This window comes from Pseudomonas sp. R28(2017) (assembly GCF_002112505.1).
In the GTDB taxonomy this organism is placed as follows: Bacteria; Pseudomonadota; Gammaproteobacteria; order Pseudomonadales; family Pseudomonadaceae; genus Aquipseudomonas.
Genome location: NZ_NEHW01000005.1, coordinates 289,813 through 301,839, shown reverse-complemented (window position 1 = coordinate 301,839; position 12,027 = coordinate 289,813). Strand labels below are relative to the sequence as shown.

The following is a 12,027-nucleotide window of genomic DNA, read 5'->3' as shown; positions in this document are numbered from 1 at the left end:
TTCAGGCGGCGTTGGCGGCTTGCCCGGCAGGGCGGGGGCCGACGCGCAGTTGCAGTTCGCCGATGCCATCGATGCCCGCGTGGATCGTGTCGCCCGGGTTCAGCGGCGCCACGCCGGGCGGGCTGCCGGTCATGATCAGGTCGCCGGGGCGCAGCGGCAGTTGGCGGGAAAGGCGGCTGATCACTTCGGCCAGGGCCCAGGTCTGCTGGCTCAGGTGCGCACGCTGGCGCTCCTGGCCGTTGACCTGCAGCCACAGCGACGCATCCAGCGGCCAGGCGCACTCGCTGGCGGGAACGATGGCGGTCATCGGAGCGGAGGCCTCGAATACCTTGGCGCCTTCCCAGGGCAGGCCCTCGGCCTTGGCCTTGCGCTGGTGGTCGCGGCGGGTCATATCGAGGCCGGCGGCAAAGCCGAACAGGTGTTCCAGGGCATGCTCCGGGGCAATGTCGGCACCGCCCTTGGCGATGGCGGCTACCATTTCGATTTCGTGGCAGAACTCATCGGTCTGCGGCGGGTAGGGCAGCTCGCCCTGCGCCTCGACCACGTTGCTCGCCGGCTTCATGAAGAACACAGGTTCCTGCGGTGCCGGGCCGTAGGACTCTGGCCATGGGTAGTTGCGGCCCAGGCAGAACACCCGGCCGACCGGGAAGCGCGCAGCGCTGCCGCGGATCGGCAGGCTGACGATGGCTGGCGGGTTGAACAGGTAGGTCATGGGTGGATCCTCCGTACTGGAGTGGCCAGCGTAAGCCAGAGGCTGGCCGGCAAAGTTGGACGAAAGCAGGGGCGGCTTGGACTAATCGGGGCTCATGCCGCAGTTTTAAGCTCGATGCGATACAGCTTCCCGAGCAGCAGCGAGTAAGACAGGGTGCCCATCAACGCCACCCCGCCGATGAACCAGAACGCCATGGCAAACGAGCCGCTGGCATGCACGATCGCGCCAATCACGATCGGCGTGACGATGCCGCCGATGTTCGCCGCCAGGCTGGTGACCCCGCCGGTCAGGCCGATCAGCTGCTTGGGCGCCACTTCCGACACCGCCGCCCACGACGCCGAGGCGATGCCCTGGGCGAAGAACGCCAGGGTGAGGATGGCGATGCACAGCACATTGGAGTCGGTGAAGTTCACCAGCACGATCGACATGCCCAGCATCGAGCCCACCACCAGTGGCAGCTTGCGGGCGAACGACAGCGAGTAGCCCTTGCGGATCAGCAGGTCGGAGACGATCCCCGCGAGGAGAATGCCGACCGTGGCACCAATGAACGGCATGACGGCGAAGATGCCGACCTTGATCAGCGTCAGCTGGCGCTCCTCGATCAGGTAGGTGGGGAACCAGGTGAGGAAGAAGTACAGCGCCGAGGTGCTGGCGAACTTGCCCAGGCAGATCGCCCAGACCTGGCGATAACGGAACAGCTCAGCCACCTGGCGCCAGTCGAAACGGGTACGTTCCTGGCTGCTTTTCACCAGCCCGCCGCCGCCTTCGATGTAGGCCAGTTCTTCCTTGCTGACCTTCTTGCAGTTCAGCGGGTCGCGGTACAGCCACAGCCACACCACGCCGAACAGGATGCCCACCAGGCCGGTGCTGTAGAACACATGGCGCCAGTCATAGGTGGTCGCCAGCCACAGCAGCGCGCCGGTGAACAGCGCGGTGCCCAGGTACTGGCCGCACACGTAGATGCTGCTGGCCATGCCGCGCTCGCGGGCGGGGAACCACACCGTGACCGCACGGCTGTTGGCCGGAAAGGCCGGGGCCTCCATGGCACCGACCGCCAGGCGCAGGCCGAACAGCGAGGCGAAGCCGCTGGCCAGGCCCTGGGCCACGGTGACCGCCGACCAGCTGATCAGCGATACGCCATAGGTCAGGCGCGAGCCGAAACGGTCGGCGATGAAACCGGCAGGCACCAGGGCCAGGGCGTAGGTCCAGGCGAAGGCGGAGAAGATCAGGCCCATCTCGACCTTGTCCAGGCCCAGGTCCTTGGCCATGAACGGCGCTGCGATGGAAATGTTCACCCGGTCGACGTAGTTGATGATGGTCGCCACCAGCAGCAGCGACAGCATGAACCAGCGGCGGCGGGTGGGCAGGCGCTGGGCAGGGGCCGCGTCCAGCGCGTACGACGACGCGGCGCGGGGGGTAGGCGTGCTCGACATGAGTCGACCTCGTTTGTTGTTGTTGGTAGAGGTTGGGCTGCAGTCCCTTTTCTAAGGTGGTCGTACAACGAGTGGAATGCAACGGCGGTTTTAGACCGTTTTTTCACAGCGGGTGGGCCAGGGCTGAGCTGTCCAAGAAAATCCACAGGCAGGGTTTTGCTCGGAATCCCTGCTGGATGTCGCGTTTTCAGCGGGCTGCGTGGATTTGCTATTGCGCAGGTTTTTGCAGAAGGGGTTAAATTGCTGAGTTTAGACATCGTACAACTACAAGCCCCCCGCAACCTGGAGATTGCCCATGCCCCCCAAGCGCGAGGTCCCGACCTACGTCATGCAGCAGCGCAGCGAGCTGATGGATTTCTACATCCGCGACCAGCGCGGCCGCCCCGCCGAGACCGCGCCGCACCGTCACGAGTACTTCCAGATCCAGGTCAACTTCGGAGGCGACACGGTGCAGCACATCGGCAGCGTGCAGCGCCCGTTCAGGCGCAACACCCTGGCCTTCATCCTGCCGCACCGGGTGCATGTGATTCCGCACCCGGCCGACAGCGACTTCGTGGTGATCAACTTCTCGCAGACGTTCCTGCTGCCGCACCTGGCCTGCGACCCGATGGACCTGGAAGAGGTGTCGATCCTGCAAGCGCCGGAACTGTCACCGTTCCGCTTCCAGGAGCACCTCGACTTCTGCCTCGATGAGGCCGACTTCGCCGAAGTGCGGCAGATCCTCGAGCGCATGCGCGCGCTGGATGCCAACCGCCGGTTCGGCAGCCGCGAAATGCTCAAGGGCCTGCTGCTGCAGCTGATCGGCCAGGTCTGCGGCCTGTACGCCGAGCCGCTGCGCGAACTGGCCGACAGCAACGCCGCCCAGCTCAGCCGCCGCGCCGCGCTGGGCCGCATGAGCGAGTACCTGCGCCGGCATATCGACGACCCCGACCTGAACCTGCAGAAAGTCGCCGCCGCCACCTACCTGTCACCGACCTACCTGACTCACTGGCTGCGCAAGGAAATCGGCAAGACCTTCAGCGAGCTGGTGCTGGAGCGGCGCATGCACACGGCGCGCAACTACCTGCTCAATGGCAGCCGCCCGGTGGGGGAGGTGGCGCGGCTCTGTGGCTTTGCCGATGAAGCCTACTTCTCCCGGCGCTTCCGGCAGATGCATGGCCTGCCACCCGGGCAGTTCCGCCGCCAGCAGCGCGACCCGGATACGCCGCAGGTGGCGATGCGGTAAGCTTGCCGGCATGAACCTCGACACCCGCATCAAGTACCGCCACCTGCTGTGTTTCCTGGAGATTGCCCGGCAGGGCAGCCTGGCCAGGGCTGCCGATATCCTGGCGATCAGCCAGCCGGCGATTTCCAAGACCCTCAAGGAGCTCGAAGACCTGCTCGAAGCGCGCCTGTTCGAGCGCAGTCGCCAGGGCGTCGAGCTGACCCCGGCCGGCACGCGCTTCATGCGCTACGCCGGGCCCAGCGTACAGGCGCTGCGCGATGGCGTGAGCAGCCTGCGCGGTGAAGCGCGGGCGCCGTCGCAGGTGCGTATTGGCGTGTTGTCGACGGTCGAGGGGCTGCTGATGCCTGAGGTGCTGTGCCGCCTGCATCAGCGTCACGAGGCCTTGGTGATCAGTGTGGTGACCGGGGTGAGTGCGCAGCTGCTTGGGCAACTGCACCTGGGCGAGCTGGAGCTGGTGGTCGGGCGCATGACCGACAGCCCACAGATTCAGGGGCTGTCGTTCGAGCATCTGTACAGCGAGTCCATGGCCCTGGTCGTGCGCCCTGGCCATCCCTTGCTGGCCAGTGCACCCGTGGAGCGGCAGCGGGTCGGGCAGTATCCGCTGGTGCTGCCACCACCGGGCACCACCATCCGCCAGCATGCCGACAGCCTGTTCGTGCAGTGCGGCATCCAGATGCCGGCGCAGCGCCTGGAGACCTTGTCGTTGGCGTTGAGCCGGCGTTATCTGCTGGGTAGCAACGCGTTGTGGGTAGCGCCGCGGGATGCGGTGCTGCTCGACCTGCGGCGGGGGGAATTGGCCGAGCTTGACCTTGGCGTGCGTGAGCCGGGTGGCTCGGTGGGCATCTGCCGGAATGCGGCGTTGCCGCTGAGCATGCCGGGGCAGTGGGTGTGCGAGGTGCTGCGCGAGCTTGCCGAGCAGTACCGCGACGGCGCCTATCCCTGATCAGAACTGCCAGAAATAAAAAGCCACAAAAACCAGGAAAACCCGGCACAAAGGGTCAATACTGGCCAATGGCTGTAAAGCTTCCATGAAGAAGCCTTTACCTACTGAACTTCCTTACGAAAACCCGCTCTTATGCCGGTAGCCATTGGTGATGGCCGCCTGATAAGCTCGCGGCTTTACCCTGATTGCCCTTATGGCGCATGAACAAGGAAATAGCATGAAACAGCATCGTCTGGCGGCTGCGGTTGCCCTGGTAGGCCTGGTACTGGCTGGCTGTGATCAACAGGCCAGCAGCCCCGAGCTGAAGACTCCGGCACAGAAAGCCTCCTACGGTATCGGCCTGAACATGGGCAAGAGCCTGGCTCAGGAAGGCATGGAAGACCTTGATTCGAAAGCGGTCGCCCTCGGCATCGAAGACGCCGTCGGCAAGAAGGAGCAGCGCATCAAGGACGAAGAGCTGGTTGAAGCCTTCACCGCGCTGCAGAAGCGCGCCGAAGAACGCCTGGCCAAGGCCAGCGAAGAAGCCGCCAGCGCCGGCAAGAAATTCCTTGAAGAGAACGCCAAGAAGCCTGGCGTGGTCACCACCGCCTCGGGCCTGCAGTACGAAGTCGTGAAGAAGGCCGACGGCCCGCAGCCGAAGCCGACCGACGTGGTCACCGTTCACTACGAAGGCAAGCTGATCGATGGCAAGGTGTTCGACAGCTCGGTCGAGCGCGGCAGCCCGATCGACCTGCCCGTCAGCGGTGTGATCCCAGGCTGGGTCGAAGGCCTGCAGCTGATGCACGTTGGCGAAAAGTACAAGCTGTTCATCCCGGCTGAGCTGGCCTACGGTGCCCAGAGCCCGAGCCCGCTGATCCCGGCCAACTCGGTCCTGGTGTTCGACCTGGAACTGATCGCCATCAAGGACCCGGCCCAGCTGCAGGGTGGCGAAGCGCCAGAAGCTGACGCCCCTGCCGAAGCCCCCGCCAAGCAATAACGCCTGGTACCTGCACAACGCCCCGTCCTGACGGGGCGTTGTCGTTTGTGGGGGATCGTACGGCGAACCTCATGCAGTGGCGACTGTCCGAGCAAGAGCAGTGTGAAGAAGCCGGAAGCTTCTGACGCAAATCGTTTGCGGATCTGAAACGACTGTGTAAAAAACGCCCGATCTGACCGGGGCCCTTGCCTTGTGGGCGCCCGCCGTCACAAACTTCGCCCTGTTCACAAGGTTATCCACAATAAATGTGGATAACCTTTCCCTGCTGGAGGCTCCATGAGCGCACCCTGGAATTTCGCCCGTTTCCTGCCCCTGGCCGAGCGCCTGCTCAGCCGTGGCCGGCTGCCGGCCTTGCTGTTCGCCGTGGCCCGCAAAGGCCCTCGTATCGGCCAGTTGCGCGACGACGTCAAGCTGTTGCAGTCGCTGTGCCTGGCCTGGTGGCGCGGTGAGTACCGTGCCATCAGCCCCAAGGCCTTGTTGACCATCGTCGCGGGCCTGCTGTATTTCGTCAGCCCGGTCGACGCCATCCCTGACTGGATCTTGGGTGTCGGCTTTCTCGATGACATCGCCGTGCTCGGCTGGGTGCTGAAAACCGTGGCCGATGAGCTGGCGCGGTTCAAGGCCTGGCGCGACAGCCAGGCGCCCGAGCGCCTGCGAGTGGTCGAGCGCCTGCCCGACACCCCCGAAGCGCTGCGCCTGGAGCGCAATACGCACTGAAAACGAGCAAGTCCCCACACACTCCCGCGCTTGGTAATATAATTGGCATAAGCGTTATGCCTACGGATTACATGCGGTAATCCTTACGTAAGGGGGTTGTAATGGGTATTCAGGTCATTAGCCGGGACGGTCAGCCCGAGTACGCCGTCGTACCCTGGGAGCAATATCAGGCGCTGCTCAAGGCAGCCGGGCAGGCACCTGCCGAGGTGGTTGCCGAATCAGCGCAACCGAGTGCCCCGGCAGTCAGCCTGCCAGCGTTCAGTGAAGTGGCACAGCTGCGCCAGGCCAAAGGCATCGCCCCTGAGCAGTTGGCGCGTAATGTCGGGGTCAGCCCGGCTTACCTGGCCATGATCGAATCGGGCGAGCGCCAGCCGGATGCTGCCATCCGCCGAGCCCTGGCCTGGCACCTGGGGGTGGCCGGCTGGAGCGAGCCGTCATGAGCCAGGTCAGGATCAGCCGACAGCATTGGCAAAACCTGCTGGACGAGCTTGACCTGGCCCGCCGACAACGCCACCTGCTCACCTACCGTGCGCTGATCGAGCGCCTGCAGCTGCCCAGCCCGGCCATGCAGACCCTGACCGCCGCGCTGGAGTACCTGGCCGTGCTCGATGCCCGTGCCGAGCAGCCGCTGCGCAGCTCGCTGGTTATCAGCCAGGGTGCCAGCCGCTTGCCGCGCACCGGCTTTTTCGAATGCGTGGAGCGCCTGGGGCGTTTCTCGGGGCCGGTCGATGGCATGGAGGCGGCGTCGTGGCATGCCTCCGAGGTGGTCAGGGTGTTCGAGTACAGCTATCCCGAAACAGCCTGAACATTATTGCGGGGCCGCACTGGCCTCTTCGCGGGCTCGCCCGCTCCCACAGGAATAGCGTAGATTTCGCAGCTGCGATCAGCCTGTGGGAGCGGGCGTGCCCGCGAAGAGGCCAGTGCAGGCAGTGCATTTCGATGGATCACGCCGCAGAAATTGCCATCGGCATCCCGTACATCCAGTTCCTGCAGATCACCATAGCGGCCAAACCAGTCCATGACTTGGCCAAGTGTGGCATTCAGCCCCACCGTTGGCTGCTCGACCAGCGCTACAGGTAGTACCTGTGCCAATAGCTGCTGATTTTCCCGCACCCCCAATTCCTGCGGCCGCCCCAGCAGGTACCCTTGCACCAGGTCCACGCCCATCTCGGTCAACACCGCCAGCTCTTCCGGCAACTCGATCCCTTCGGCAATCACCTGCGCCTTCGACGCCCGGGCAATCTGCAGGATGGAACCGACGAACTCGCGCTTGAGCGGGTCGCGGTGGATGCCATCGATGAAGTGGCGGTCGATCTTGACGTACTCCGGGCGCAGCTCCGACCACAGGCGCAGGCTCGAGTAACCCGCACCCAAATCGTCCAGGGCAATGGAGAAGCCCATGTCACGGTAGTGGTGCAAGGCATTGGACAGCAGCTGGAAGTCGTCGGTAGGGGTCTGTTCGGTCAGTTCGATCACCACCCGGCTGGGGGCCAGCCCCACGTGCTCAAGCAGCTTGAGGGTGCGCCCGGAAGGGTAGTGGGGTTCCAGCAGCGATTCGGGCGAGATGTTGAGAAACAGCTTGCCGTCGAGCCCCTGCTCGCTGAAGCGTCGGCACGCGCTTTCCCGGCACGCGGCCTCCAGTTCGGTCAGGTGACCGGCCTGGCGGGCGATGGCAAACAGGTTCAATGGCGAATGCAGCGGGCTGTTGGAGGGCCCGCGGCTCAAGGCCTCATGGCCGAATACACGCCGTTCGCTGAGGCAGACGATCGGCTGGAACAGGCTGTGAATGCTGCGCTGAGCCAGAATGGCGCTCAAGGCACTGAGCTGTTCGGCGACGGTCATGGTGAATTCCTGAAGATGAAAAAACCAGGCGCATGCCCCCTGGCTGGTGCATTTCACGACAGTGCAGTGACCATTTGATGACAGGATGTATTAAATTGCCATCATTGTGGGGCAAACGGCGTATTCGTCGTTGTATTGACGTCAATGGCTGTGATGAAATCCCCGCGCCTTTATTTTTACAGAATTTGTCGTTCAGGGACGAACGTCAGCCAGCGCTTTTGCGTGGTGGGCGCCCTGAGTCAGTGGATTGCTCGGGAGACGGGTTTGTCAGCTTCAAAATATAAAGTGCGCAGCACGGCGCTGGCCCTTGCCGTTGCAGTCGGCGTCAGTGGTTGCGCCAGCATCGAAGAGTTTTCCCATACCCATAGCCGCACGGCCAACTGCCTGCTGGGCGGCACGGTCGGCGCCCTGGCAGGGGCGGCTGCGGGCGCGCTCAGCAACAAGGGTAATGGTGCGGTTATCGGTGGCGCGGTCATTGGTGCGGCTGCCGGTTGTGGCGCGGCGCTGGCCTACAAGGACCGCATCGACCGTTTGCGTAGCCTCGCTCAGGAAGAACACCTGCAACTTGACGTTGAAACCCTCAACACCCCGGCGGCCACAGCCAGTGCAGCTCCCCAGGAGGCAGGTTTCGTCGCCCAGGTGCAGGACGAGGGCATGTTCGCTGTCGGCAGTGCCCAGCTCAGCCCCGACGGCGAGCGTCAGGTGCGCAAGCTGGCCAGCGCCTTCGGCGGGGAACGCAATACGGCGATTCTGGTGGTTGGCCACACCGATGCCACCGGCAGCGCGAGTTTCAACCAGCAGCTTTCCGAGCGGCGGGCGCGGGCGGTGGCCAGCATCCTTGCCGAGCAGGGTATTGCACGCCAGCGCATGTATTTCCAGGGGGCAGGGGCCTCACGCCCGATTGCGGACAACAGTGACCCGATGCAACGTGGCAAGAACCGTCGCGTCGAATTCGTCGAGGTCAACGACACTGCCACGCTGGTCAAGCGCGTGAATGCCGAGCAGAACAATCCCAAGTATCTAGCCCACGGCACAGCGATGGTGGTCAAGGCACCTGCCCGGCGGACAATGCCAGCTGCCAGCGCACCTGCCAGGCCCAACGTGAAGGAGAAGGCTGCAGCCCATGCGCCGCAACTACCGGCAATGGTTGCCCACAGCGGATCGCTGGTCGATTTCGGTGGCCAGGCGGCTTCCAGCAGCCAGTGGACGCTGGGGCAGACCATCACGCCGAAAAGCGGCGGATTCACACTGGTTTCTCCGGCCTATGCCAGCACTATCCCGGTGAGCAGTTGCGAAGCCGACCAGCCGCGTGAAAGCGGCAAGGTGTTCAACCTCGCCAGCGGCCAGGCACTCGACAGCCACCCGACCACCGATTATCTGCCGGGCTACAACAACCGCGTCTGGGCGCAAACGGTCAATGGCCACCTGGTGACCATTTCCCCAGTGTCGATCCTCCGTGTGGATGCGGCGGTCGATCGCCAGCCGTTCATCCAAGTGGTGACCGACTATGCCAAGGGCAATCGCAAGGCTCTGATCAAGGCCGATGCAGTAGCCAACACCTACGAAGGTGAGGACCGCGTGCTGTACCGGGTATTCCTCAAAGATCCGCAAGCGCCGGTGTCCTGCATGGACGTGGTGTTCAGCAAGGGCAGCGCCACGGCCACCGATGGCGCATTGTTCTACCCCCGCCGCGATGGCGAAACCTTTACTGCCCGGTTTGTGCCGGTTCGTACCTGAAACAGGGAAGACACATGCAAGCGTTCAATTTCAACGAGTTGATGGCATTGGTCGTGGCCAACCGGCTGATCAGTGCCGGGGTCATGCTGGCCCTGGTTGCGGCCATTCTGTGCACCATGCACTGGAAGCAGGTGGTGTACACCGCCATGCGTGTCTGGCACGGGCTGCCGCTGATCGGCACAGTCGCCCGCCTGGCCCGCGCCAGCACCATTGCTGACAAGCGCAAATGGCTGCTTAGTGAAACCACGCTGTGCGATGCCTACTACGACTATTACCAGGACGTCGGTGAAAAGAACGCCGAGTACTACAACAAGTGTGAAGCGTATCTGGACGCCATCGGTGAAAGCGATCGCCGGGAGCGCCCGCTCTGGGTGCTGGTGCTGACCTTCCTGCTGATCCTGTTCGAAGCCGTCGGTTTCGCCTATGTGCTGGTGCCGTTCATCAACCAGAACCTTTCGAGCAACGACCAGACTTACCTGGGCTGGATGGCGGCGTTCCTGCTGTCGATCATCTCTGCCGGCTTCGCTGAAGCGGCCGGCCGCGCCATTCACCATAATGCCCTGGTCAGCAAGGCTCGCCACTGGTGGGAGAGCGACCCCGAGCGGGGCAGTAGCGCACTCAAGCAGTTGCCGGGCATCCGCATCAAGGACACTTACAGCGATAACGGCGCAAAAGACTACAACCGTATCCTTGCACGGCTGAACACCAACCACACCGTCACGCCCAAGCGCGGATGGATCATCGGTTGTGCCCTGGTCGTGCTGATCATGGCCAGCGCGGCGTTTGGCATTCGTGCTTACCAGCTCAAGAGTATCGAAACCGAGATGGTCGGCAATCCGGACATCTTCGCCCAGCAGGTCGAGGGCGAAGCCAGCCCGTTCGAGCTGCCCGATGACTCGGCGAAACTCAATCAGCAGGCCAGCGACAACACCCTGACCGACAAGATGGATGCCATTCGCAGTGCGTCGTTGATCACTTTCGTCGTGCTGTCGGTCATCTATATCGCCATTCAGGCAGTGAGCGTGTGGTTGGCCTCGATCTTCGGTTTCGCTGGCGTGGAGTCAAAGAAGGCCTGGGCGTATTCGCATGCCTTCAACAACGCTGACGAACTCGAACGCTGGATGGAAAACCAGCGCATCCGTATCAGCGCCCATGCCGACCACAAGTTGCGCAAGCTGCAGATGAAACTGTCGCGTCGCCCGACCACCAACCCGGACGTTGCGGTGGCCATTGACGCCTCGCAGAACCGCGACTTCAACGCCTTCGTGCGCCTGCGCCAGGAAGACAGCCATGCCCGGCAGGCGGCCGTCGCCAGCCCGACCAGGATGGAGCCGCGTGCGCCCGTCGAAGCCGAGCCGCAGGCGGTTGTTACGGCGCGCCACGAAGTCTTGCCCGAGGCACCTGCCAGCGTGCCGGCCGCAGTCCCGGACGCCTTGCGTAGCAAGGACCTGACGGGCTACAGCGACGAGCAGTTGCGCACCATCTGTCAAGCCAAGGGCTTTGACTTCGCTGCGGTGCTGGCACTGCGCGACGAACAAAAACTGTTGAAAGACTTCGAAGGCGTTTGAATGAAGCTCAAGACCTTGCTCGCCGCACTGCTCTGTCTGCCTGCACTGGCCCAGGCCAGCGAGCGCAACGACGTTCCCGACTGCTATGGCTACGCCAGGATCGATGCGTTCCGCCAGGCGGGAAGCGGGCGTGAGCTGACGGTGATCGTCGACCAGACCATCCCCATGCCCGAGAGCATTCAGAAAGCAGCCTGGGCCCAGGTCACCCGCTTCGTTGGCCCAGGCGACAAGCTGCGCCTGTACAGCTTTTCGGCATTCGTGCCGGGCAAGTACATGCAGTTGCGTTTCGCCGGCGAGCTGAATACGCCCCTGCCGGGTAATGTCCGTGATGATGTCGGCATGCAGTCGCTGCGCACCTTCGACAAGTGCGTAGCACAGCAGCAGGCGTTCCTGCACAAGAAATTTGGCCAGGTGTTCGTCCAGACTCTGCGTGAAGCGAGCGAGGACATTCCGCGCAGCGAGATTTTTCATTCGCTACGCGACATCGGTAACGACCTGGCCGCTCGCCCGGCTGACGAGCGCGTGATCCTGCTACTGTCGGACATGCTCGAGAACAGCGACTTTGGCAGCTTCTATGGCAACAACCGGATTCGTGACCTCAACCCGGCGGCTGAACTCAAGCGTGTTGGCGAGCGTCAGTTGTTCGCCGACCTGCAGGGGGCCCGTGTTTACGTCGCCGGCGCCGGTCTGGTAACCCAGGACGTCAAGCACGCCTACCGCTCGGGCAAGACCATGGAGCAGTTGCAGCAGTTCTGGAGCGGCTATTTCGCCGGCTCCAATGCATCGCTGGCGGCATTCGGCACACCGAGCCTCAACGTCGATCTGCAGTGAACGGGTGAAAAAAAGGGGCGAACATGCAAATGTCCGCCCCTTT

The 12,027-nt window shown here is 63.5% G+C and carries 12 protein-coding genes; 9 read left to right on the top strand and 3 right to left on the bottom strand.

Annotated features, from left to right (window positions below; genetic code table 11):
• Position 1: 1 nt before the first annotated feature.
• Positions 2-712 (bottom strand): fumarylacetoacetate hydrolase family protein, encoded by a 711-nt coding sequence (locus tag CAF78_RS11500; protein ID WP_085675384.1) that lies wholly within the window; start codon positions 710-712, stop codon positions 2-4.
• Positions 713-804: 92 nt separating this feature from the next.
• Entirely contained in the window at positions 805-2,145 is a 1,341-nt protein-coding gene (locus CAF78_RS11495) for an MFS transporter (RefSeq protein ID WP_085675385.1), read from the bottom strand.
• A gap of 295 nt (positions 2,146-2,440) precedes the next feature.
• On the opposite strand from CAF78_RS11495, the gene CAF78_RS11490 reads away from it, so the two are divergent.
• The 6 genes from CAF78_RS11490 (at position 2,441) to CAF78_RS11465 (ending at position 6,811) form a co-directional block, all read left to right on the top strand.
• The gene (locus CAF78_RS11490; protein WP_085675386.1) at positions 2,441-3,370 is read left to right on the top strand and encodes an AraC family transcriptional regulator; all 930 of its coding nucleotides are present in this window, start codon (positions 2,441-2,443) and stop codon (positions 3,368-3,370) included.
• A 10-nt stretch (positions 3,371-3,380) separates the two neighbouring features.
• A complete protein-coding gene (gene pcaQ, locus CAF78_RS11485; RefSeq protein WP_085675387.1) occupies positions 3,381-4,313 on the top strand; it encodes a pca operon transcription factor PcaQ in 933 nt (310 codons plus the stop codon).
• A gap of 217 nt (positions 4,314-4,530) precedes the next feature.
• Entirely contained in the window at positions 4,531-5,289 is a 759-nt protein-coding gene (locus CAF78_RS11480; RefSeq protein WP_085675388.1) for an FKBP-type peptidyl-prolyl cis-trans isomerase, read from the top strand.
• Positions 5,290-5,565: 276 nt separating this feature from the next.
• Entirely contained in the window at positions 5,566-6,006 is a 441-nt protein-coding gene (locus CAF78_RS11475) for a YkvA family protein (RefSeq protein WP_085675389.1), read from the top strand.
• 101 nt (positions 6,007-6,107) lie between these two features.
• On the top strand, positions 6,108-6,446 hold the full coding sequence (locus tag CAF78_RS11470; protein WP_085675390.1) for a helix-turn-helix transcriptional regulator: 339 nt from the start codon (positions 6,108-6,110) through the stop codon (positions 6,444-6,446).
• Positions 6,443-6,811, top strand: a complete 369-nt coding sequence (locus tag CAF78_RS11465) for a hypothetical protein (RefSeq protein ID WP_027918137.1) — start codon at positions 6,443-6,445, stop codon at positions 6,809-6,811. The genes CAF78_RS11470 and CAF78_RS11465 overlap by 4 nt, the downstream gene beginning before the upstream one ends.
• Here CAF78_RS11465 and CAF78_RS11460 read toward each other — a convergent pair.
• Positions 6,793-7,848, bottom strand: a complete 1,056-nt coding sequence (locus tag CAF78_RS11460; RefSeq protein ID WP_085675391.1) for an EAL domain-containing protein — start codon at positions 7,846-7,848, stop codon at positions 6,793-6,795. The two genes, CAF78_RS11465 and CAF78_RS11460, sit on opposite strands and share 19 nt — an antisense overlap.
• A 264-nt stretch (positions 7,849-8,112) precedes the next feature.
• On the opposite strand from CAF78_RS11460, the gene CAF78_RS11455 reads away from it, so the two are divergent.
• Genes CAF78_RS11455 through CAF78_RS11445 form a run of 3 tightly spaced genes read left to right on the top strand, consistent with a single transcriptional unit; the run spans position 8,113 to position 11,984 of the window.
• Positions 8,113-9,585, top strand: a complete 1,473-nt coding sequence (locus CAF78_RS11455) for an OmpA family protein (protein WP_143515041.1) — start codon at positions 8,113-8,115, stop codon at positions 9,583-9,585.
• Positions 9,586-9,599: 14 nt separating this feature from the next.
• Complete coding sequence (locus CAF78_RS11450; protein ID WP_085675393.1) at positions 9,600-11,153, top strand: hypothetical protein; 1,554 nt, start codon at positions 9,600-9,602, stop codon at positions 11,151-11,153.
• On the top strand, positions 11,154-11,984 hold the full coding sequence (locus tag CAF78_RS11445; RefSeq protein ID WP_085675394.1) for a hypothetical protein: 831 nt from the start codon (positions 11,154-11,156) through the stop codon (positions 11,982-11,984).
• Positions 11,985-12,027: the final 43 nt, after the last annotated feature.